Annotated in this window: 17 protein-coding genes; 14 read left to right on the top strand and 3 right to left on the bottom strand. The window is 65.8% G+C overall.

Annotated elements, in window-relative coordinates; genetic code table 11:
• Positions 1–147 precede the first annotated feature (147 nt).
• The 5 genes from C2862_RS10030 (at position 148) to C2862_RS10050 (ending at position 6,038) form a co-directional block, all read left to right on the top strand.
• On the top strand, positions 148–1,245 hold the full coding sequence (locus C2862_RS10030; RefSeq protein WP_136219983.1) for a patatin-like phospholipase family protein: 1,098 nt from the start codon (positions 148–150) through the stop codon (positions 1,243–1,245).
• Positions 1,246–1,361: 116 nt separating this feature from the next.
• Positions 1,362–2,453 carry a redox-regulated ATPase YchF gene (ychF, locus tag C2862_RS10035; protein ID WP_136219984.1) on the top strand — a complete coding sequence of 364 codons (1,092 nt, stop codon included), beginning with the start codon at positions 1,362–1,364 and terminating at the stop codon, positions 2,451–2,453.
• Positions 2,454–2,765: 312 nt separating this feature from the next.
• Positions 2,766–3,401, top strand: a complete 636-nt coding sequence (locus C2862_RS10040; RefSeq protein WP_229467362.1) for a PEP-CTERM sorting domain-containing protein — start codon at positions 2,766–2,768, stop codon at positions 3,399–3,401.
• Positions 3,402–3,618: 217 nt separating this feature from the next.
• Entirely contained in the window at positions 3,619–3,930 is a 312-nt protein-coding gene (locus C2862_RS10045) for an antibiotic biosynthesis monooxygenase (protein WP_136219986.1), read from the top strand.
• A gap of 113 nt (positions 3,931–4,043) precedes the next feature.
• Positions 4,044–6,038, top strand: coding sequence for a PhoX family phosphatase (locus C2862_RS10050; RefSeq protein WP_136219987.1), 1,995 nt, complete (start codon positions 4,044–4,046; stop codon positions 6,036–6,038).
• A gap of 62 nt (positions 6,039–6,100) precedes the next feature.
• Here the strand turns inward: C2862_RS10050 and C2862_RS10055 are convergent, their stop codons facing one another.
• Complete coding sequence (locus tag C2862_RS10055) at positions 6,101–7,747, bottom strand: ShlB/FhaC/HecB family hemolysin secretion/activation protein (RefSeq protein WP_136219988.1); 1,647 nt, start codon at positions 7,745–7,747, stop codon at positions 6,101–6,103.
• A 17-nt stretch (positions 7,748–7,764) separates the two neighbouring features.
• Positions 7,765–12,366: an MBG domain-containing protein gene (locus C2862_RS10060; protein WP_136219989.1), complete on the bottom strand. Its 4,602-nt coding sequence runs from the start codon at positions 12,364–12,366 to the stop codon at positions 7,765–7,767.
• A 214-nt stretch (positions 12,367–12,580) separates the two neighbouring features.
• On the opposite strand from C2862_RS10060, the gene C2862_RS10065 reads away from it, so the two are divergent.
• On the top strand, positions 12,581–13,426 hold the full coding sequence (locus C2862_RS10065) for an MOSC domain-containing protein (RefSeq protein WP_136219990.1): 846 nt from the start codon (positions 12,581–12,583) through the stop codon (positions 13,424–13,426).
• 99 nt (positions 13,427–13,525) lie between these two features.
• Entirely contained in the window at positions 13,526–14,665 is a 1,140-nt protein-coding gene (locus C2862_RS10070) for a diguanylate cyclase (RefSeq protein ID WP_136219991.1), read from the top strand.
• Between the two features lie 37 nt (positions 14,666–14,702).
• Here C2862_RS10070 and C2862_RS10075 read toward each other — a convergent pair whose 3' ends face one another.
• A complete protein-coding gene (locus C2862_RS10075) occupies positions 14,703–16,682 on the bottom strand; it encodes a monovalent cation:proton antiporter-2 (CPA2) family protein (protein WP_136219992.1) in 1,980 nt (659 codons plus the stop codon).
• Between the two features lie 85 nt (positions 16,683–16,767).
• On the opposite strand from C2862_RS10075, the gene C2862_RS10080 reads away from it, so the two are divergent.
• The 7 genes from C2862_RS10080 (at position 16,768) to hpf (ending at position 22,237) form a co-directional block, all read left to right on the top strand.
• On the top strand, positions 16,768–17,790 hold the full coding sequence (locus tag C2862_RS10080) for a KpsF/GutQ family sugar-phosphate isomerase (RefSeq protein WP_168710036.1): 1,023 nt from the start codon (positions 16,768–16,770) through the stop codon (positions 17,788–17,790).
• Positions 17,790–18,320 (top strand): HAD family hydrolase, encoded by a 531-nt coding sequence (locus tag C2862_RS10085; RefSeq protein WP_136219994.1) that lies wholly within the window; start codon positions 17,790–17,792, stop codon positions 18,318–18,320. Before C2862_RS10080 ends, C2862_RS10085 begins: the two co-directional genes overlap by 1 nt.
• 22 nt (positions 18,321–18,342) lie before the next feature.
• Positions 18,343–18,945 (top strand): LPS export ABC transporter periplasmic protein LptC, encoded by a 603-nt coding sequence (lptC, locus tag C2862_RS10090; RefSeq protein WP_229467363.1) that lies wholly within the window; start codon positions 18,343–18,345, stop codon positions 18,943–18,945.
• A gap of 15 nt (positions 18,946–18,960) precedes the next feature.
• The gene (lptA, locus tag C2862_RS10095) at positions 18,961–19,566 is read left to right on the top strand and encodes a lipopolysaccharide transport periplasmic protein LptA (RefSeq protein WP_136219996.1); all 606 of its coding nucleotides are present in this window, start codon (positions 18,961–18,963) and stop codon (positions 19,564–19,566) included.
• Complete coding sequence (lptB, locus tag C2862_RS10100; RefSeq protein ID WP_136219997.1) at positions 19,566–20,327, top strand: LPS export ABC transporter ATP-binding protein; 762 nt, start codon at positions 19,566–19,568, stop codon at positions 20,325–20,327. The genes lptA and lptB overlap by 1 nt, the downstream gene beginning before the upstream one ends.
• Before the next feature lie 24 nt (positions 20,328–20,351).
• Positions 20,352–21,818: an RNA polymerase factor sigma-54 gene (locus C2862_RS10105; RefSeq protein ID WP_136219998.1), complete on the top strand. Its 1,467-nt coding sequence runs from the start codon at positions 20,352–20,354 to the stop codon at positions 21,816–21,818.
• A 62-nt stretch (positions 21,819–21,880) separates the two neighbouring features.
• Entirely contained in the window at positions 21,881–22,237 is a 357-nt protein-coding gene (gene hpf / locus C2862_RS10110; RefSeq protein ID WP_136219999.1) for a ribosome hibernation-promoting factor, HPF/YfiA family, read from the top strand.
• The last annotated feature ends 27 nt before the right edge of the window (positions 22,238–22,264 follow it).

The raw sequence follows: 22,264 nt of genomic DNA on the forward strand, positions 1-22,264 counted from the left end.
GACAAGCGAAACAGCGCCGAAGTTTGATAAGGCCCAGCTTGAATTCTGCGCTGCATTAAAGTGCTCGGCGAAATGTTTTCCTGACGACCAATGCCTGATGGCGAGGAGGCGCGGCAGACTGCGCGCCGTCCTGCGATAATTCCACGCATGAGTGCACTTTCCTTTCACGCCGGGCCGCGCGCGCTGGCCCGGATCCGCGCGCACGGCCTGCGCGCCGCCGACGTCGCCGTCATTCCCGCCGCCGCAGGCGGCCCCAAGGGCCTGATCTTCCAGGCCCTCGATCAATATGTCTTCGGCGACTGGCTGCCCGCCAGCCCGCGCGAGCGCACCCTGATCGGTTCCTCGATCGGCGCCTGGCGCATGGCGGCCGCCTGCCAGCGCGATCCGGTGCGCGCCTTCGAGCGCCTGGGCAGCCTGTACGCCGGCCAGCGCTATACCAGTACCAAGCCGAGTCCGCGGCAAATCAACGAGGTAGTGCAGGGCTTGCTGCACGAATTCGTCAGCGGCCACGAGGACGATATCCTGGCCCATCCGCAGCATCGGCTGCACCTGCTGGCCGTGCGCGGCAAGGGCGCGCTGGCCGCGCCGACCCACCGCCGCGCCGAAATGCGCGGCTTCGCCGCCGCCGCCCTGACCAATGTCGCGTCGCGCGCGCGCCTGGGCGGCCTGCTCGAGCGTGTCGTGCTGGCAGACCGTCGCGGCCACGCGGGCTGGCTGCAGGAAAGCTTCGACGGCTTCGCGACCCACTTCGCCACGCTCAGCCGCGCCAATCTGGCCTCCAGCCTGCTGGCCTCGGGCACCTTGCCGCTCATCATGCAACCGGTGACCGGCATCGACGGCGCCCCGCCCGGCCATTACTGGGATGGCGGCATCATCGACTATCACCTGGCGCTGCCCTACGCACGCCTCGAACGCGAGGAGCCGGACACGATTGTCTTCTATCCGCACTTTAACGAGCACATCGTGCCGGGCTGGCTGGACAAGGCCATGCCCTGGCGCCGCTGCGCGCGCGGCCCGAACCGCGGCTGGCTCGACAATGTCCTGATCGTCGCCCCGACGCCCGCTTTCCTGAAGACCTTACCGCGTGCAAAGCTGCCGGACCGCAGCGACTTCAAGCATTACGGGCTGGACCACGATGCGCGTATTCAAGCCTGGTCGCAGGCCATGCGCGAAGGGCAGCGACTGCGCGACGAGCTGGCTGCCTTTGTCGAGCGGCCTGACCTGTCGCGCCTGCGTGCCATTTGAGCCCTTGATACGGCTTGACGCGCCTGTTTTTGCGGCATGCGGGGCCATCCCCGGTTACAATGTGGGGTTTCGAGCCGCGCTAAGAGGCTCATCTATTATCGAAAGAAAGAATTCCCATGAGTCTCCAATGCGGCATCGTCGGCCTGCCCAACGTCGGCAAGTCCACCCTGTTCAACGCGCTGACCAAGGCCGGTATCCCGGCTGAGAACTATCCGTTCTGCACCATCGAGCCGAACGTCGGCGTGGTCGAGGTGCCGGACCCGCGCATGCAGGCGCTGGCCGAGATCGTCAAGCCGGAGCGCATCGTGCCGGCGATCGTCGAGTTCGTCGACATCGCGGGCCTGGTGGCCGGCGCGTCGAAGGGCGAGGGCCTGGGCAACCAGTTCCTGTCGCACATCCGCGAGACCGACGCCATCGTCAACGTGGTGCGCTGCTTCGAGGACGACAACGTGGTCCACGTGGCCGGCAAGGTCAGCCCGATCGACGATATCGAAGTCATCCAGACCGAACTCGCGCTGGCCGACCTGGGCGCCGTCGAAAAGGCGATCCACCGCGAAAACAAGAAGGCGCGCTCGGGCGACAAGGACGCCGCCAAGCTGGTCGCCCTGTGCGAACGCATGCTGCCGCACCTGAACGAAGGCCAGCCGGTGCGCACCCTCGGCCTGGACGCGGACGAGATGGCGATGATCCGCGAACTGCACCTGATCACCGCCAAGCCGGCCATGTACGTGGCCAACGTCTCCGACACCGGTTTCACGAACAACCCGCTGCTGGACCAGCTGACCGAATTCGCGAAAAAGCAGAACGCGCCGATCGTCGCGATCAGCGCCGCCATCGAATCGGAAATCGCCGACCTGGACGATGCCGACAAGGCGGCCTTCCTGTCCGACATGGGTATGGAAGAACCGGGCCTGGACCGCCTGATCCGCGCCGCCTATAAACTGCTCGGCCTGCAGACCTATTTCACCGCCGGCGTGAAGGAAGTGCGTGCCTGGACGGTCAAAGTCGGCGCCACCGCCCCGCAGGCGGCCGGCGTGATCCACACCGACTTCGAACGCGGCTTCATCCGCGCCCAGACCATTGCGTACGACGACTACATCGCCTACAAGGGCGAGGCGGGCGCCAAGGAAGCGGGCAAGATGCGCGCGGAAGGCAAGGAATACATCGTCAAGGATGGCGATGTGCTGAACTTCCTGTTCAACGTCTAACAGACAAAAGAAATGATGGCGTGAGGGGACGCTTGTCTTCACTCGAGTGAAGCCTGCCCGCGCTCCCCTCCGCGCAAGGCAGCTGTAGAAGCAGAGTGTCCTTGTATTGACACATTCACGAAAGGCTCGTGGCTGAGTGCCAACGAGCCTTTTTCTTTTCTACTGTCGACCGTCTTTACAGTCGTCTTGAAAAAATTGCGCCTTGTTTCGACAAGTAATTGATTTAAATAAAGAAAGCTTTCTGGCAGGATTCTTGCTTAATAGATAATGTAGTCAAAAATTCTAAAACAGGAGCCTGAAATGAACTTGAACTTGAAAAAACTTGCCGCCATCGCCGTCACCGTCCTCGCGGCGGCGCAGGCATCGGCTGCCCCGGTTTTCGACAACGGCGGGGCCTCGACTAACAACGGTTACGGGATCGCCGGCCCGGTAACGGGAAACGGTTCCACCTCGGCGGACGATTTCGTCCTGACGACAGCCGCCGAGATCAGCAGTGTCGGTTTTTACTTCAATAACTATAACGGCGTAACTGGCTGGGACGGCAAAATCAGCTACGCTTTCCTGTCGAATGACGGCGGTCGGCCGGGTACGATCCTGGCGACCGGCGAGGGCCGCAACGTCCGGCAACTGGCGGGCGACTATGCCTGGTGCTGCGGCGATCAGAACAGCAAACTCATCGAGTTCGATTTGCAGGCTTCCTTTGCGGCCAGCGCCAACACCTCCTACTGGCTGCGCCTGGGCAGCGCCGGTGGTCCTACTCCATGGTGGGTGACGTCCGGCACCAATGGCAACGCCTTCGCTTCCGGCAGTTCGACCGGCGCCTCCCTGGCCTTCTACCTGAACGCGGTGGAAGACGCACCGGGCGAGGTTCCCGAGCCGGCCAGCCTGGCATTGATGGGCCTCGGCCTTGCCGCGCTTGCGGCACGCCGCCAATTCAAGCAAGGCTGATTCGGCGGCCACGCTTCCTCGCGCAGCCTGTGTAGTGATCGCCATGAACTGATGAACATTTGTCGGCTGAGCCGTTGCTCTAAAAAATCAAATGTTTACAATGTGCATGGCGTGTTCATTCCGGGGCGGTGCAAGATCTGAGCATGCAACCGATTCCGGCAGATGAGCAGGGCCCCGCTGCCTTCAGGTACCGGGGCCTTTTTTATTTGAGAATGCAATGATCAGAGTAATCTACCGCTGGCGCGTGGACCCCGAACGTGCGGAGGAATTCGCCGCGGCGTGGCGCGAGGTGACGCGCCATATCCAGCAAGCCTGTCCGGATGCGCGCGGCAGCGTCCTGCTCAAAAGCCAGCTGGACGCGCATGTCTACCTGGCAGTGGCACGGTGGGACAGCATCGATGCCTGGCGGGACAGCCGCGAGGCGGAAGACCTCGTTCCCGCGCCCCTGGTCGAACGGATGCGGGCGGCGGCGGGCGGACCGGCGAGCTACGAAATCTTCGACGAATTGCCCGACTGGGCTCCGCACTAGCGCATCAGGCGCTGCGGCATGCTGTCATCAGCCTGACATACGCCTCCACTATTGTGCTCATCCATGGACGCGGCCACCGCCGCGCGCAATCACGCAACCCTGGAGAGAAGCACATGAACCCGACGACCCCTGAACTGTCCCGCCGCCGCCTGTTACGCATGCTGGGCGCCGCCCCGATGCTGCCGTTGGGGAGCGTCGCCGCCGCCTCGCTGCTGAGCGCCTGCGGTGGTGGCAGCGACAACGACGCACCAAGCGTGGTAGCCCCGGTCGCGCCCGTCGCGCCGGCCGTCACCCTGAGCTCGGTCACTTTCAGCTCGATGGCGGCGCCGACGCTGGCGAATGCCGCCGCGATGGCGACCAACACGGTCGGTTCGACCATGACGGTCAACTTCAGCGACAGCAGCAAGCTCGATTTCAAGCTGGCCTACCAGCCCTTCTTCATCACCGGGGACCTGGTCCCGAACGGCAGCGGCGGTACGGTCCTCGCCGGCGGCTACTACGACATCCGCAATCAGCCGATTATCGACACCACGGTTGCTGGCCGCGAGCGCCAGTTCTTCTCGGACGCGCCGGACGGCACCTCGCTGCTCACCGTCCCGAACGCGAACGTGGCCGGCGTGAAGGGCAAGCCGGTATTCGCCGTGGTGCAGTTCGAGTACACGACCTTCGCCCAGGACGGCAAGACCGGCATGTATGGTCGCCTGCCGTCGCCGATCGGCGTGCTGACCCTCGACCAAGACCAGGCCACCGGCAAGCTGACGCTCGTGAAGTACCACAACGTCGATACCTCCAGTGTCGAAGGTCTGTGGATCACCTGCGGCGCCAGCCTGTCGCCCTGGGGCACCCATTTGTCGAGCGAGGAGTACGAACCGAACGCTTTTACGGCCGCGAGCGACGCCCAGTTCAAGGCTTTTAGTAAAAACCTGTACGGCAGCGAGACCACCGCGAATCCCTATAACTATGGCCACCTGCCGGAAGTGACGGTCAATCCGGACGGTACGGCCTCGATTAAAAAACACTTCTGCCTGGGCCGCATCTCGCACGAACTGGTGCAGGTGATGCCCGACCAGCGGACGGTGCTGATGGGCGACGACGCCACCAATAGCGGCTACTTCGTGTTTGTCGCCGACAAGGAGAAGGACCTGTCGAGCGGCACCCTGTACGTCGCGAAAGTCGGCGCCGGCTTCTCGCTCGAACCGGCTGCCACCGCCGCACCGCTCACCTGGATCAAGCTCGGTTCCGCCACCAGCGCCGAGATCCGCGCCCTGGCCGCGTCGCTGAAGGCGATCGACATCATGGACGTGCGCACGGCCGATCCGCAAGACACCAGCTTCACCAAGGTCGCGGCGAATGGCGCGATTGAGTGGATCAAGCTGAAACCGGGCATGGAGAAAGCCGCGGCCTTCCTCGAGACCCACCGCTACGCGGCCCTGGTCGGCGCGTCGATGGGTTTTACGAAGATGGAAGGCACCACCGTCAACGCGAAGGACAAGATCGCCTACTCGGCGCTGCAAAACTGCCAGAGCGCGATGGTGGCGGGGAATGCGCTGAACGTGGCGGGCAATGGCATCTCGATTCCGAAGGCGCTGAATGCGGGCGCCGTGATGGCTTTGAAGCTGTCCGGCGGCCAGAGGGACCTTGGCGGTGCGGCCATCAACAGCGAGTGGATGCCGATCGACCTGAAGGCGCTGCTGACCGGCGAAGACATCGCGGCCGACGCGCTGGGCAACACGGCGAATCCGGACCGCATCGGCAATCCGGACAATTTAAAATTCTCGGAAAAGATGCGCACCCTGTTCATCGGCGAGGACAGCGGTCAGCACGTCAATAACTTCCTGTGGGCGTATAACGTCGACACCAAGGTACTGTCGCGCGTGATGTCGATTCCGGCGGGCGGCGAGTCGACCGGGCTGCATGCGGTCGATGAACTGAATGGCTGGACCTACATCATGAGTAACTTCCAGCACGCGGGGGATTGGGGTTCGATCCACAATGTGGTCAAGCCGACGCTGGATCCGCTGGTGCGGGCGAACTACAAGGACAAGTTCGGGGCGGCGGTGGGGTATTTGACCGGGGAGCTCAGCCAGACGACGCTGGCCAAGGCGTGATGGCGCGTCGTCATTGAGGTTGTAAACGCGTGGAGTCCTGACTCCACGCGTTTTAAAAGCGGTTAAAACCGATACTGCACGTCCGCCAGCACCATCGGCGAACCCGCATGCGCATCCGACTGCACCGCGCCGCCGCGGCCACGCCAGGCGGCAGCCAGATTCGCATACCACTGGCCATGGTGATAGCGCAGCCCGACACCGCTGCCCGACAGGCTGCGCCGGTTCACATCCGCTGTCCACGGCGAACGATTCACGGTCACCTTGCCGGCATCATGGAAGATGAAGGGCGCGAACTCTTCCATCGTGTAGCGCAGCTCCACCTGCACGATGCTGCCGGCATCGCCAAAGCCTTCGCCGCTCGGCCAGGCGCGCACGCCGTGCGAGCCGCCCAGGCCGAATTTCTCCGACGAGTCCAGGTTCTTCGAGGCCCACTGGCGCGACAGGCGGCCATACAGGTCGACGTGTTCGCTCAGCGCCTGGATGCGCGCCAGGTCGAGATTGATCTTGCGGAAGCGTCCGGCGCTGCGCGCGCTGGCCTGGTCGGCTATGCTCAGCGTGTCGTCCAGGTGCAGGCGGCCGAGGCTCCAGCGCAGCGCGCCGAAGGTGATGCCGGTGCGGATGAATTCGTCACGCGCGTCGAAGTTCAGGGCCAGGCCGGCCACCAGGCTCGACTTGTCGACTTCCGCGTCGAGCGCGCCCTGGCGGTCGTTCAGGCGCTTATGTTCGAGCTGGCTCGATACGCTCAGGTTGCGCCGCTGCGAGCGCACGATCGGGTAGCTCAGGCCGGCGCTGGCGATGTCGGCGGTGCCGGTGGCGTCGAGCGCGCGGAAGTCGCCCGCCAGCGTGTAGTAGGAATGGGTCAGGCCGGCGCGTCCGCGCAGGCCGGAGGAACCGATCGGCAGGCTGTAGCCGAGCGCGCCGAACCACATCTTCTCGTTCGTGACCAAGGCTTGCACCGAGAGCTGGTCGCCGAAGGTGAAGGGGCTGTTCCACTCGACGCCGGCGCGGGCGCGGGTGCGGCCCGTGTGGCGGTTGCCGTGGTTGTCGAGCGCGACTTCGCCGGTCTGCGCCTGCTCGCGCTGGACGTCGACCAGCAGGTCGCCGCTGCCGAAGTCCTGGCCCGGACGGATCGTCGGCCGCGTCTTGATGCCGGGCTGGTCGTCGAGGATCAGCGTGACCCGTTCCAGCTGGCCGCTTTCGATCGGCGCGCCGCTGCTCAGGTGGTCGAGGAAGGGCTGGGCCGCCTGGGCCAGCTCGGGCTTGCCGCCGGCGGCGATCTTGCCGTAGCGGCCTTCGATGACGCGGATGCGCAGCTGGCCGCCGCTCAGGTCCTGCTGCGGCAGCACGGCGCGCGCGAACGGATAGCCGGCCGCCTGGTAGTGCGCAGTAATGCGCGCGGCCAGCTTCTCGAGCCCGGCGAAATCGAAGGTTTTGCCGCCCACGTCGCCGAGCGTGGCCAGCAGGGCCGGCGTGCCGATCGCGCTGTTGCCGTCGATCGTGACCTGGCGCAGGCTTACCTGCACGCCGCCCGGCGCCGGCGCCGCGGCTGGAGACTGGACGCTGACGCCCGGGGCCGGACGCGGCGCCTGCAGTGGCGGCACGGCGTTTTCCTGCAGCAGGCGGCCGGCGTCGGGCAGCTGCTGGGCGCAGGCCGGGTAGGCTAGCAGGACCAGCAGGGCCGCCGGGACCAGGGAGAAAGAGGTGTTCATGGTTCTACGTTCGTTTTTCAGTTGGGGGCGCCGTCCTGGTTCGCGGCGCCGGTATTGATGCCGCCCGAGACCACCATCACGTCGAGGAACTTGACGTCGCGGCCCGAGGTCGGCGCGTGCGAGGCGGCGCGGTCCAGGCCCTGGCCTTCGGCCTCGCCCTTGTCGCCGCTGTCGCTGCGCTCGGCCACCGCGACATAGGAGAGGGCGCCGACGGTCGGCGGCACCAGTTCCGGCACGATGTTGGTGTAGGGAGAAGCGATGGCGGTATTGCGGGCCGGCGCCGGCGGCGTGACCACCGGTGCCGGCGTGGCCGCGACCGGAGTGTCGACGACCGGCGTCGGTACGACAGGCGTCGGCACGACAGGCGTCGGCACGACAGGTGCCGGCACTACCGACTCCGGTGCGGCAGGCGTCGCCACTTGCGCCGCCGCGATCTGCAGTGCCGCGCCCGTGAATCCGATCGCGTAATTGCGGTTACCCAGCGTGCCCTGGCCGATCGTATAGCTGCCGGCGCTTTCCCCTGCTGCGCGCGCCAGCTGGCCGGCCAGCGTGTCGTTGCCGACCAGGCTGCCGTTCGTCAGGCGCCAGGTCAGCAGCGGATCGGCTTCGCCCGCGACCTTGGCCACGGCGTCGGCCGCGACCGAGATCGCGCGCGGCGCGATCGTCAGCGTGCCGTCGTTCACCGTCAGCACGTAGTTGCCGTTGGCGAGGCTGCTGCCGTCGATGGTGTAGCTGCCCGCGTCTTCGCCGGCCGCGCGCACCACGCTGCCCGTCAGCTGGTCGCTGCCGACCAGGTTGCCGGACACGATGCGGTAGCCCAGCAGCGGATCGCCGTCGCCATAGGTCTTGGTGGCGTCGTCGACGGCAACCGTCAGCGCGCGCGGACGGATCGCCAGCGTGCCCGGCGTCACGCTCAGCGTGTAGTTCGGGCTGGCGCTGGCGCTCACCGCGTAGCTGCCCACGTTCTCGCCCGCCACGCGCGTCACGCCCAGGCTGTCGCCGCTTGCCAGGCTGCCGCCGGTAATGCGGTAGGCCAGCAGCGGGTCGGCGTCGCCATACACCTTGTCGAGCGGGTCGAACATGATCGACAGGGCGCGCGGCGTGACCGTCAGGGTGCCGTTCTGCACGCTCACGAGATAGTTGCCGTTGGCGAGGGAGGAGGCATCGATGGCGTAGCTGCCGACGTTCTCGCCGGCCGCGCGCGTCAGGCTGCCCGCCAGCGTATCGCTGCCTACCAGGCTGCCGGCCGTGATGCGGTAGCCGAGCAGCGGATCGGCGTCGCCATAGGTTTTGTTGGCGTCGTTGGCCGCGACCGTGATCGCGCGCGGCGTGATCGTCAGGCTGGCGCCACTGGCGGTGACGGCGTAGTTCGGGTTGTTCAGGCCGGAAGCATCGACCGTATAGGTGCCGACGTTCTCGCCGGCGGCGCGCACGACCTGGCCGGACAGGCTGTCGCCGCCCACCAGGCTGCCCGCGGCGATGCGGTAGCCCAGCTGCGGATCGGCGTCGCCGTAGACTTTCGCGCCGGCGTTTGCCGCGACCGCGAGCGGACGGGCGCCGATGGCGGCGGCGACGTCGCCGCTGCTGGAGGCCAGCACGTAGTCGGACGCGTTCGCGATGCCGCCGCTGACGCCGTTCACCGACATGCCGGAGACGACCAGGCGATTCGCCTCGAGCACGTTGGCGCTGTTGTAGGCCATGCTTGTCGTGCCGACCGAGACCGTGGCGCCGGTGTCAGGCGCGGCCAGGCCGGTCACCGAGACGCCCGGGGCGAAGCCGTTTGGCGCCGCCAGCGTGCCGTCGTAGGTCTTGCTCGCCGTGCCGGTCAGCGTCGCGTTCAGCACGCGCGGCGTGATGGCTGCGCGGTTGGCGCTCGATGCGCCGGCCAGCGAAGGCAGGACGTAGTTGGCGGCGGCGCCGTTGCTGCCGTCGAGCAGGGTAAGGGCGCTGACGTAGCGGGCGCCGTCCACGTGCAGGCTGTTGGCGGTGGCGCCGCTATAGTTCAGCTGCTCGCCCGCGACCAGGTTGCCGATCACGAGGGCGCCGCCCAGGTCATCCGACCCGTCATAGGTTTTAGTGGCGGTGAGCGTGACTTCGCGCGGCAGGATGCTGGCGCTCATGCCGGCCACCGTGTCGCTGCCGAGGGTGTAATTGCCGGCGTCGCTGCCCGAAAGCGTGATGCCGCTGGCGCTGACGTTGTTGTACTGGCCGATGGTGGCGCCGCCGAAGCTGCCGCTGCCCTGCAGGCGCACGTCGTCGCTGCCGATCACGCCGCCGGCGCTGACGGCGGCGCTGCTGTTGCCGTCGTAGACCTTGCTGGTGACGGTCGGCGTCAGGGTGCGCGGCGTGATCTGGTAGGTGCCGCTGTTGAAGTAGCCGACCGCATAGGTCTCGCCGCCGGAAACCAGGGCGGTCGGGTTGGCGGCGTCGCGCACCAGGCGGGTGTAGTTGCCGACGTTCTTGCTGGTGGTGTGGAACAGCGGCGCCGGCTGCAGGCTGGCCGGGGTAAAGCCGGCCGGGCCGCCGAGCGCGCTCAGGGTCAGGTTGGTGGCCAGGGTGCTGCCGTCGTAGACCTTGGTGCCGGCGCCGCTCTGGATCACGTAGGCGGCCTTGGTCGCCATGTCGACCGACTGGTAGCCGGCGTACAGGTAGCTGTTGTTCGAGCCGGGAACGACGAGGTAGCCGCAGTTCAGGTAGCCGTTCACGCAGTTGAGCTGCGGGGTACGCGTGTAGCCCGAGAGCTGGGGCACGCCGTTGATGAACACCAGCCAGCTGGCCACCGAGGGCCCGTAGAAGGACAGGCGGTCGACGCTGCCGTAGTTGACCAGGCCGATGGCGCCCTGGTCGCGTTCGGCGGCTGTGCCGCCCGAGCTGTTCACGCCGTTCATCAGCATGTTGCCGCCGTTGGTGGCGCTGCCGACCACGGTGAGGGTGTTCGAGTTGGCTTCGAACGCGAGACCGAAGGTTTTCAGGCCGGCGCTGCTTTCGCCGGTGATGTACAGGTCGCCGGTGCCCGACAGGATCTTCGCGCCCGACTTGATGTAGACGCCGCCCGTGACGCCCGAATAGCTGCCGTTGTTCGAGCCGACCGTGGAGCGGCCGTTGATGGTGATGTTGCCGCCAGTGGACAGGATGGCTTTGTTCTGCTCGACGACGACCGCCGCTTCCGATGCGTTCAGGTTGCCTGCGAAGCCGATGCCCTGGTTCGGGGTGCCGCGTGCGCCGCCGATCAGGATGTCGCCGCCGTTCGAGCTCAGGTTGCCGTTCACGCGCACGCCGCCATAGGTGCCGCCGCCGTTGCCCGCGCTCAGGGTGACGCCGAGCTTGCCGCTTGTCGAGCCGATGTCGGCGTTGACGATGACGTTGCGGTCCGCCCGCAGGGTCAGCACGGCGTCGCCGCCGGCCGACTTGGCAATCGCGCTGCTCACCGTGATGTCGCCGCCGGTGGTGGCAAGCGCGCCGTATTGCGGCGCGCTGCTCTGGGTCGTGATGGTGACGCTGGTGCCGGTGTTCAGGCTGGAGACGATCGTGTTCGCCGCCGTGGCGTTGATCACGTAGTCGTAGGGATCGACCAGCCACTCGCCGCCGCCCCCTTGCGCCGCGCCCGCGTTCACGTTCAGGCCCGTGTTGGTGGCCACGTGCGCCGCCGAGGTTTCGATGAAGCCGCCGTCGCCGCCCGCGGGCGCGCTAGCGTCCAGCGTGCCGCCCACGTTCAGCTGGCCGCTGGTCATGTCGCCCAGCAGCAGGATCTGCCCCTGCTTGCCGGTGGCGAGGGTGCGGGCACGGATGGTGCCGCCCTGGTTGATCACGCTGCCCGCCAGTTCGGACGCTGCCTTGGCCGTCAGCAGCACGGTGCCGCCGTCGGCGCGGATCGCGCCGCCGTTCTCGACCAGGGTGTCGACGACCGCTTTCTGCAGCTGCAGTTTCACCGGGCCGCCAAGGTCGACCAGCACCTGGGACGCCGCGCCCAGGGCGACGCCGCCTTCCGGCGCATCGATGCTGCCGGCATTGATCACGCGCGCGGCCACCAGCGCGACACTGCCGCCATTCGCGGCGCGCAGCGCGCCCTGGTTCACCACCGCGTTGGCGCTGGCGCCTTCGAGCAGGTAGCGGCCGTCGAGGAAGTCGCTCGTCTTCATGTCCAGCGTCGAGGCCAGCAGGCCGCCGGTATCGACCTGGGCACTCGGCGAGAACAGCACGCCGTTCGGATTGAGCAGGAAGACCTGGCCGTTGGCGCGCAGGGCGCCCTGGATCAGCGAGGGATCGCTGCCCAGCACGCGGTTCAGGGCGACGGCATGCGCCGACGGCTGCCTGAAGACGACGCTGCCGCCCTGGCCGATCGAAAAGCTTTGCCAGTCGATGGCCAGTTTCGCACTCGCCTGGTCGATGGTGGTCGTGCTGCCCGACTGGGTGATGCTGCCGTTGCCGGCGACCACGTTGCCGCCGGTCGGCAGCTCGGGACCGGCCGAGGCGGAGCTGGCCAGCGCCAATGCGACGGATGCCAGCAGGGGGCGCAGCGCGCGCGAGGATTTGTTCTTGCCGCGGCCTTTGGCGGTTTCGGGAGCAGCTTGCCACAGGCCGAGGGTGGCGTTCCAGACCAGGCGGTAGGTGTTGTTCATGATTTAGGGCAACAGTAGATGGGCGCGATTCTATCTGCTGCCTGTAGGAAATATCTTACAGGGTCGATAAATTCGGTAATTCTGTCGGGGTTGTGCAACGTTCCGTTAACATGAAAATAAGCTCTTGCTTTTATGAGAAGATTTCCCGACAAGGCTGGGAGCGCAGGCCGGCGGTTTGATGCGATACTGTCGGCCCCGAACGATCGCTCCTGCCATGGCCATCCTGTCCCAACTCGTCCTCTATCCGATCAAATCCTGCGCCGGCATGCCGGTCGAGGAAGCGCGCGCCACCGTCTCCGGCCTCGTGGCCCAGGGCGTGCACGACCGCGAGTGGATGCTGGTGACGCACGACGGCCAGTTCCTGACCCAGCGCGAAGTTCCGCGCATGGCGACCATCGTGCCGCGCGTCGAAGGCGATGCCTTGCTGGTGACGGCGCCGAACATGCCGCCGCTGCGCCTGCCGCTGGCGCTGGAAGGGGATGCACGCATGCTGCGCGTGCAGATCTGGGACGACGCGGTGGAGGCCCTCGACTGCGGCGATGCCGCCGCCGCCTGGTTCGGCGACGCGCTCGGCACGCGCTGCCGCCTGGTGCGCTGCAGGCCGGAGAGCGTGCGTCCGACCAGCGAAAAATGGACCGGTGGTGCGCCCTCGAGCGCGCGCTTTGCCGATGCCTATCCGCTGCTGCTGATCGGCCAGTCCGCCCTCGACGAGATCAATGCGCGCCTGCTGGCGGCGGGCCGCGCGGCGCTGCCGATGGACCGTTTTCGCCCCAACCTGGTAGTTGAGGGCACCGATCCTTTCGAAGAGGACTATACCGAGTCGCTGCAGGCAGGTGCGGTCGTCATCAAACCCGTGAAACCCTGCGCGCGTTGCCCGATTCCCGCCATCGACCAGGCCACCGGCATTCCCGGTCCGGATCCGCTCGACGTCCTGCAATCCTGGCGCAGCAAGGCGATCCTGGACGGCGCCGTTTGCGTCGGCATGAACTGCATCGTGCTGGAAGGGGAGGGCACGATCCTTCGAGTAGGGCAGGCGTTCGAGGTCAGCCTGTCGTTTTAAGGCCGCGCTCCGGATTGCCAAGAACGAAAAAATCGGCAATTCCGTTTGCAAGTGATGAAAAGTCACGTAATGTAACGGGTATTGCTGAAAGGAATTCCCATGCACCAGCCGGACGCGCTATCGCCAAGCTTATCCGTGTCGCCCGACCTGCGTCATCTCGCTGCCGAAAACGAAGCCCTGCGTGCGCGGATCAGCTATGTCATGGAACAGGCCCAGCGCAATCACGAGATCATGTCGCGCCACCAGGCCTTCGATCTCGAGATCGTCGGCGCCTCGAATTTTCCGCAGCTGGTCGGCACCATCTTCCGCCTGCTGCCCGTCATCTCCGATCTCGACAGCGTGACCCTGTCGCTGGTCGACACCGATGCCGACATCTACACGGTGATGCACAAGCTCGGCGTGGATTTCGAAGCTTTCCCGAACCTGCTGTTTTGCGAGCACGCGGTCGAACTCGGCTTCGAGCCGGGCGAACATCCGCGTCCGCGCCTCGGCCCCTACGACCGCGCGCAACACGGCGCGATGTTCCCGCAGCCGCCCGCCGGCCTGCAAAGCGTGGCCCTGGTGCCGCTGCTCCGGAATAAACGCCTGATCGGCAGCCTGAACCTGGGCAGCACCGATTTGCAGCGTTTCACCGCGGCGCTCGGCACCGATTTCGTCGAGCACATGGCCTCGATCATCGCGATCTGCCTGGAAAACGTGATCAGCAACGAGATGTTGAAGTACATCGGCCTGACCGATCCGCTGACCGGCGTCTACAACCGGCGCTACATCGACCGGCGCCTGGTGGAAGAGATCGCGCGCGCCCAGCGCCAGAACTACCGCATTTCGCTGATGTTCATCGACGTCGATTACTTCAAGCGCGTCAACGACAGCGTGGGACACCAGGCCGGCGACGACGTGCTGCGCGAAGTCGCGGCGCGCATCAAGATGGAATTGCGCGTCTCGGACGCGCTGGCGCGCTTCGGCGGCGAGGAATTCGTGGTCCTCCTGATCAATGCCGATTTGCCGGCCGCGGCGATCGTCGCCGACCGCATCCGCGCCGGCGTGGCCGACAAGCCTTTCGATCTGGCGGGCGGCCAGTGCCTGGACGTGTCGGTCTCGATCGGGGTGGCCGCGCTCGACGATTACGCGCGCGATCACGCGATCGAAGGGGTGGCGCAGCAGCTGGTGGCGTCGGCCGACGCGGCCTTGTACCAGGCGAAGGAAGCGGGACGCAATCGGGTGGTCACAGCGGAATGAGGGCCGGTTGAACGCGTGGGCGGGAGACCCGCCCACCTTACAATAACCGTCCCTCGGCCCGCGTCACCGCATCGCCGGAACCGCGCAGCACCACCACATCTCCCGCCTTCAGCTCCGTCTCCGGCATCGGCTCGATCCGCACGCGCGCGCGCCGGATGCCGCTGACCTCGGCGCCCAGCTCGTCCAGTCCCAATTCGTCGATGCGTCGTCCGACCGCCTGCGCGTCCTCGTTCAGCACCACCGAATGCAGGCGCACGTAGGTGTGCTCGGGATCCTCGATCAGGTCGCTGGCGCCGTGAAAATAACCACGCAGCGAGGCGTAGCGTTCGTCGCGCGCGCTCTGCACCCGGTGCACGACACGGCGCAGCGGCACGCCGACCACGACCAGCGCGTGAGAAGCCAGCATCAGGCTGCTCTCCAGCGCTTCCGGCACCACCTCGGTCGCGCCGGCCTGGCGCAGCAGTTCCAGGTCGCTGTCGTCGTGGCTGCGCACGATTACCGGCAGCGAGGGCGCCAGCTCGTGCACCAGGTGCAGCACTTTTAACGCGGCGCGGGTGTCGGCGAAGGTGATTACCAATGCACTTGCCCGATTAATGCCGGCCGCGATCAGGGCTTCGCGCCGCCCGGCGTCGCCGTACGAGACGCTGGAGCCGGCCGCCTGCGCTTCCTGCACCCGTTCCGGATCGAGGTCGAGCGCATACCAGGGCAGTTTCTCGTCCGACAGCAGGGTGGCCACGCTCTGGCCGCTGCGTCCAAAGCCGGCCAGGATCACGTGCTTCTGCGCCGCCATCGTGCGGCTCGCCAGCTGGGTCAGCTGGAGCGACTGCATCATCCATTCGTTGGACGCGATCTTCATGACGATCTGGTCGGACTTGGCGATCACGAAAGGCGCGACCAGCATCGACAGCACCATCGAGGCCAGCACCAGCTGGATCAGGAAGGGGTCGATCAGCTTCGAGCCCGAGGCCAGGTTCAGCAGCACGAAGCCGAATTCGCCGGCCTGCGCCAGGGCCAGGCCGGTGCGCATCGCGACCCCGTCCGAGGAACCGAACATTTTCGCCAGCGCGGCGATCAGCGCGAATTTCAGCAGAACAGGAATAAAAAGCAAGACCAGCACCAGCCACCAATGCTCGAGGACCAGCTGCAGGTTGAGCAGCATGCCGATCGTGATGAAGAAGAGGCCGAGCAGCACGTCGCGGAAGGGTTTGATGTCCTCCTCGACCTGGTGCTTGAACTGGGTCTCCGAAATGAGCATGCCGGCGACGAACGCGCCCAGCGCCAGCGACAGCCCGGCGCGCTCGGTGATCCAGGCCGCACCCAGCGTCACCAGGAGCAGGTTCAGCATGAACAGTTCCTGCGAGCGGCGCTTGGCGACCAGGGTGAACCAGCTGCGCATCAGTTTCTGGCCGAAGAACAGCAGCAGGGCCAGCACCGCCGCCGCTTTTACTCCTGCCCAGGCCAGGGTCTTCACGAGGTTTTCCGGATCCTTGGCCAGCGCCGGAATCAGGATCAGCAGCGGCACCACGGCCAGGTCCTGGAACAGCAGGATGCCGATGATGCGCCGGCCATGTTCGCTTTCCAGCTCCAGGCGCTCGGTCAGCAGTTTGACGACGATCGCGGTGGACGACATCGCCAGCGCGCCGCCCAGCGCAAAGGCGGCCTGCCAGCTGATGTGCAGCTGCGGCGCCCACATCGAGATGAAGAGCCCCCCGAGCACGGTGGCGACGATGGTCAGCACCACCTGCGCCAGCCCGAGGCCGAACACGATCCGGCGCATCGCGCGCAATTGAGCCAGCGAGAATTCGAGGCCGATCGAGAACATCAGGAAGACGACGCCGAATTCGGCCAGCGCGTGGGTGGAATGGGTTTCGGCGGCCAGGCCCAAGGCGTGCGGGCCGATCAGGACGCCGACGGCCAGGTAGCCTAGCATCGGCGGCAGATGCAGGCTGCGGAACACGACCACGCCGAGGACGGCGCTGCCGAGGAGCAGCAGGGTCAGTTCGAGTCCGGATGCCATGCAGATTGGTTACATTGTGTAAGACAAGCGTTGTTTAGTACGTCTGGCAAGTTTTTTGCTTTCCCAATTCGTTTATACTTCCAGAATGAGTGTAACCGATGAAAAAACAATGCTGAACAGTTTTGACGAGAACCAGTCGCGCCGCGTACTGGAGCTGGCGCGCGAAACCCTGACCATCGAAGCCGACGCCATTACGGCGCTGCACGCACGGCTGGACGCCGACGACAGCGTCGCCCGTGCGGTGGCCCTGATGTACGCCTGCAGCGGCCGCGTGGTGGTGTCGGGCATGGGCAAGTCCGGCCACATCGCGCGCAAGATCGCGGCGACCCTGGCCTCGACCGGCACCCCGGCCATGTTCGTGCACCCGGGCGAAGCCGCCCACGGCGACCTGGGCATGGTGACCGAGAAGGATGTTTTCATCGCCATCTCGTACTCGGGCGAATCGTCGGAACTGATGGACATCCTGCCGGTCGTGAAACGCATGGGTACGCCCCTGATCGCGATGAGCGGCAAGCCGAAGTCGCGCCTGGCGCAGCTTTCCGACGTCCACCTCGACGTTTCGGTCAGCAAGGAAGCCTGCCCGATGAACCTGGCACCGACCGCCAGCACGACCGTCACCCTGGCGCTGGGCGACGCCCTGGCAGTGGCTTTGCTGGATGCGCGCGGCTTCCGCGAGGAAGACTTCGCGCGTTCGCACCCGGGCGGCGCCCTGGGCCGGCGCCTGCTGACCCACGTGCGCGACGTGATGCGCAGCGGCGAGGCCATTCCCTCCGTCACCCCGGACGTGCCGCTCACGCGCGCGCTGCTGGAGGTGAGCCAGAAGGGCATGGGGATGACGGCCGTGGTCGACGAGGCTTTCAAGCCGCTGGGCGTGTTCACCGACGGCGACTTGCGCCGCCTGATCGAGCGCGTGCAGGACTTCTCGGATCTCACCATTCGCGACGTGATGCACGTCGGCGCGCGCACCGTGCACCCGGAGCAGCTGGCCGTGGACGCGGTGGCGATCATGGAAGAATTCCGCATCAACCAGATGCTGGTGGTCGATGAGGCGGGCGTGCTGGTCGGCGCCCTGCACATCCACGACCTGACCCGCGCAAAGGTGATCTGATGACGCCTCTGGAACACACCACGCGCGCAGCGCGCGTAAAAGTCATGATCTTCGACGTCGACGGCATCCTGACCGACGGCAGCCTGACCTATGGCGCCGACGGCGAGATCACCAAGACCTTCAATGTCCTCGACGGCCTGGGCATCCAGCTGCTGCAGAAGACGGGCGTGATCACTGCCATCATCAGCGCCCGTAAATCGCCGATCGTGCTGGCGCGCGCGCGTGACCTCGGCATCAACCACGTCTGGCAGGGCCACCACGACAAGCGCGTCGCGTTCGCCGAGCTGCTGGAAAAAACCGGCGTCACGGCCGAGCAGTGCGGCTACATCGGCGACGACGTGATCGACTTGCCGCTGCTTACCCAGGTCGGCTTCGCCGTCACGGTGCCGACCGGCCATCCGGAAGTGCAGTACCGCGCGCATTACGTGACCCGCGCCGGGGGCGGACGCGGCGCCGTGCGCGAAGTCTGCGACATGGTGATGCGCGCCCAGGGGACCTACGAGCAGGCGCTTGCGCCTTACTTCGCTTGAATATAAACGGATGGCGACCTACGTGAACAAACGGACCGCACATCGCTGGCGCCTGCTGGCGCTGATGCTGACGGCCGTCTTCTTCGCCTTCGGCAGCTTCTGGCTGCTGCAGGCGATCCAGGCCGAGGATCCTGCGCAGGTCGGCAACAACCTGAGCGAGCCGGACTACATCGTCGAGAACTTCAGCTTCGTGCGCATGACGGAGAACGGCGTGCCGCGCTACGTGATGTCGGGCGAGCGCCTGGCGCACCGTCCGGACAACGACGTCTCGGAAGTGACCAAGCCGGTCGTCGAGAGCATTGCGCCCGGCCGTCCGCGCATGAGCATGCATGCCGAGCGCGGCCACATTTATCACCGCGAGAACCGCGTCGAGTTGATGGGCAACGTCGACATCGCGCGTCCTGCCACGCCGAACAGCGAAGCGCTGCGCGCGAAGACCGAGGCCCTGACCGTGCTGGCCGACGACGAGATCGTCAAGACGAATCGCCCGGTCAAGATGACGCTCGGCGCCTCCTCGGTCGACGCCGTCGGCCTGGTGGCCGAGAACCCGACCCAGAAACTGCACCTGGGCGGGCGCGGCACCATCGTCTATCCGCCGCGCCAGCGCGGCGCACCCAACCAATAACCGGAACGAGCCCGAATGAAAAAAATACTAGCCGCCGCCTTCCTTTCGCTGCTCTCGCTGTCCGCCTCGGCCGAGCGCGCCGACTCGCTCAAGCAGGCCGTCATCAACTTCGATTCGCTCGACGTCGACGAAGTCACGCAGACGCGCATCCTGACCGGCAACGTGGTCCTCACGCGCGGCACGCTGGTCATGAAGTCCGACCGTGCGCTGGTCAAGGAAACGCCGGAAGGCTACATGAGCGTGACGCTCACCTCGGGCCCCGGCCGCGTGGCCACCTTCCGCCAGAAGCGCGACGGCGGCCCCGACCTGTGGATGGAAGGCCAGGCCGAGCGCATCGAATACGACGAGCGCGTGGAAGTGGTGAAGCTGTTCTCGAAAGCGATCGTCAAGGAGCTCGAAGGCGGGCGCCTCACCAACCAGATCGACGGCGCCTACATCTCGTACGACAGCCGGCGCGAAGTGGCCACCGTGCGCAACGACGCCAGCGGCGAAAGCAAGGTCGGCGGCGGCCGCGGCACCCTGATCATCGCACCGCGCCGCACCGCAACCGGCACACCAGCGGCCGCTCCCGCAACACCCGCAGCCCCCGCAGCAACGCCGGCAGCGGCAGGAAAGAAATAATGAAAGATGCACGCGACAACCGCAGTACCCTGGTCGTACGGGGCCTGCAAAAAAGTTATGGCAAGCGCCTGGTCGTGCGCGACGTATCCCTGGAGGTCGGCTGCGGTGAAGTGGTCGGCCTGCTCGGCCCGAACGGCGCCGGCAAGACCACCTCGTTCTACATGATCGTCGGCCTGGTGCCGCTTGATGCCGGCGCCATCGAAATCAACGGCACCGATATTTCGAGCCTGCCGATCCACCGCCGCGCGGTGCTGGGTTTGTCCTACCTGCCGCAGGAAGCCTCGGTGTTTCGCAAGCTGACGGTCGAGGACAACATCCGCGCCGTGCTGGAACTGCAGCACGACGAGAACGGCAAGTCCCTGAGCCGCGCCGCCATCGACGAGCGGCTGGACTCGCTGCTGGCGGAACTGCAGATCGAAAAGCTGCGCGAGAACCCGGCGCTGTCGCTGTCGGGCGGCGAGCGCCGCCGCGTCGAGATCGCGCGCGCGCTGGCCACCAATCCGCGCTTCGTGCTGCTGGACGAACCTTTCGCCGGCGTCGACCCGATTGCCGTGATCGAGATCCAGCGCATCGTGCGCTTCCTGAAGGAGCGCGGCATCGGCGTCCTGATCACCGACCACAACGTGCGCGAGACGCTCGGCATCTGCGACCGCGCCTACATTATCAACCAGGGCGCCGTGCTGGCGTCGGGGCGTCCCGACGACATCATCGCCGACGAGTCGGTACGGCGCGTCTACCTGGGCGAACACTTCCGCATGTAGTAACGATCAGAACCTAAGCGGACCATGAAACAATCCCTGCAACTCCGGACTTCGCAGCACCTGGCGCTCACGCCGCAGCTTCAGCAGTCGATCCGCCTGCTGCAGCTGTCCACACTCGAACTGCACCAGGAGATCGAGCAGATCCTCTCGGATAACCCGTTGCTCGAGCGGCTCGACGATCCGCTCGACCACTCGGTGCGCCTGCTGGCCGACGGCGCGATCAATGCCGCGCCGGCGCCAAGCGAAGCGCCGGCAAGCAACGGCGAAGAAAGCGCAGCCGCACCCGATGCGCCGGAAAGCGGGGAGGGCGGCGACGTCGAGCGCGGCGACAGCGAGGGCGAGTGGGGCGACCTGTCGCGCAGCGGCAATGCCGAAGGCGACGACGACGGCCGTCCGCAGCTGGGCGCGATGGGCGTGACCCTGCGCGAGCACCTGTGCGAGCAGATCCGCGTCACGGCCGTCTCGCCGCGCGACCGCGCGCTGGCCGAACTGGTGATCGACGCCATCGACGACAACGGTTACCTGGAAGAGCAGCTTGACGAGATCCACGCGCGCTTACCAAGCGAACTCGAAGTCGAGATGGACGAACTGCGTTGCGCGCTGGCGCTGGTGCAAAGCCTGGACCCGGTCGGCGTCGGTGCGCGCAGCGCGGCCGAGTGCCTGGCGCTGCAGATCCGCGCCATGCCGGGCGTGCCGCTGGTGACGCGGCGCATGGCCCTCAAAATCGTCGAGGGTTACCTGAGCTGGTTCGCGCAGCGCGAATTCACGAAACTGAAAAAGGCGCTCGACTGCGACGACGAAGACCTGCGCGAAGCGCAAGCCGTCATCCGCCAGTGCAATCCGCATCCCGGCGCGGCCTTTGCCTCGAGCGTCTCGGACTATGTGGTCCCGGACGTTATTGTCCGCAAATCGAAGAACGGCTGGACCGTCTCGCTGAACAACGAAGTGATGCCGCGCCTGCGCGTGAACAACGTCTACGCCAACCTGCTCAAGCAGGGAAAAGGAGAAGGCCAGATGAGCGCGCAGCTGCAGGAAGCGAAGTGGCTCATCAAGAATATGCGCCAGCGCTTCGACACGATTCTGCGTGTTTCGCAGGCAATTGTTGAACGCCAGAAGAACTTTTTCAGCCATGGCGCGGTTGCCATGCGTCCCCTTGTGCTTCGCGAGATAGCTGATACACTAGGTCTACACGAGAGCACTATTTCTCGGGTAACAACTCAGAAATTCATGCTGACCCCGCACGGCATGTTTGAGCTGAAGTATTTCTTCGGAAGCCATGTCGCCACCGAAGCGGGGGGCGAAGCATCGTCGACGGCGATACGGGCGCTCATTGCGCAACTGACAGGAGCAGAGGACCCTAAGAACCCATTATCCGACAGCAAGATCGCGGAAATGCTCGGTGAACAAGGCATGGTCATTGCGCGCCGCACGGTTGCAAAATACCGCGAGGCACTCAAGATTCCTCCCGTCAGTCTCCGCAAATCCTTGTAACAGCGGCCCCACGCGCACTCCTTGCGCGGCCCGGCGGCCGCTCTCTTTTCAAAGGAGTGTGTATGAATCTCACCATCAGTGGCCACCACCTCGACGTCACCCCCGCCATCCGTGAATACGTACAGAACAAGCTCGAACGCATCACCCGCCATTTCGATCAAGTGATCGATTCCCATGTCATCCTCGCGATCGACAATCTCACTGAAAAAGACAAACGACAAAAAGCCGAGATCAACCTGCGCGTCTCCGGCAAGACCGTGCACGTGGAAAGTGTGGCGCAAGACTTGTACGCAGCGATCGACCTCCTGATGGACCGGCTCGATCGCCAGGTGATGAAATACAAGACGATGTTGAAGGACCATAGTCGTGAGGCGCTCAAGCGCCTGCCTGAAGGCGGAGAGGCCGCTGCCGCGATGTAATTCCCGGCAAGCAAGCACCGTCTAACG

The sequence above is a fragment of the Massilia sp. Mn16-1_5 genome (assembly GCF_004798585.1).
GTDB lineage: Bacteria > Pseudomonadota > Gammaproteobacteria > Burkholderiales > Burkholderiaceae_D > Telluria.

Bases quoted from the DNA above. Each gene is read 5' to 3' on its own strand.
- C2862_RS10030 (WP_136219983.1), top strand. From the start codon at position 148: ATGAGTGCACTTTCCTTTCACGCCGGGCCGCGCGCGCTGGCCCGGATC.
- ychF (WP_136219984.1), top strand. From the start codon at position 1,362: ATGAGTCTCCAATGCGGCATCGTCGGCCTGCCCAACGTCGGCAAGTCC.
- C2862_RS10045 (WP_136219986.1), top strand. From the start codon at position 3,619: ATGATCAGAGTAATCTACCGCTGGCGCGTGGACCCCGAACGTGCGGAG.
- C2862_RS10050 (WP_136219987.1), top strand. From the start codon at position 4,044: ATGAACCCGACGACCCCTGAACTGTCCCGCCGCCGCCTGTTACGCATG.
- C2862_RS10055 (WP_136219988.1), bottom strand. From the start codon at position 7,747: ATGAACACCTCTTTCTCCCTGGTCCCGGCGGCCCTGCTGGTCCTGCTA.
- C2862_RS10060 (WP_136219989.1), bottom strand. From the start codon at position 12,366: ATGAACAACACCTACCGCCTGGTCTGGAACGCCACCCTCGGCCTGTGG.
- C2862_RS10065 (WP_136219990.1), top strand. From the start codon at position 12,581: ATGGCCATCCTGTCCCAACTCGTCCTCTATCCGATCAAATCCTGCGCC.
- C2862_RS10070 (WP_136219991.1), top strand. From the start codon at position 13,526: ATGCACCAGCCGGACGCGCTATCGCCAAGCTTATCCGTGTCGCCCGAC.
- C2862_RS10075 (WP_136219992.1), bottom strand. From the start codon at position 16,682: ATGGCATCCGGACTCGAACTGACCCTGCTGCTCCTCGGCAGCGCCGTC.
- C2862_RS10080 (WP_168710036.1), top strand. From the start codon at position 16,768: ATGAGTGTAACCGATGAAAAAACAATGCTGAACAGTTTTGACGAGAAC.
- C2862_RS10085 (WP_136219994.1), top strand. From the start codon at position 17,790: ATGACGCCTCTGGAACACACCACGCGCGCAGCGCGCGTAAAAGTCATG.
- lptA (WP_136219996.1), top strand. From the start codon at position 18,961: ATGAAAAAAATACTAGCCGCCGCCTTCCTTTCGCTGCTCTCGCTGTCC.
- lptB (WP_136219997.1), top strand. From the start codon at position 19,566: ATGAAAGATGCACGCGACAACCGCAGTACCCTGGTCGTACGGGGCCTG.
- C2862_RS10105 (WP_136219998.1), top strand. From the start codon at position 20,352: ATGAAACAATCCCTGCAACTCCGGACTTCGCAGCACCTGGCGCTCACG.
- hpf (WP_136219999.1), top strand. From the start codon at position 21,881: ATGAATCTCACCATCAGTGGCCACCACCTCGACGTCACCCCCGCCATC.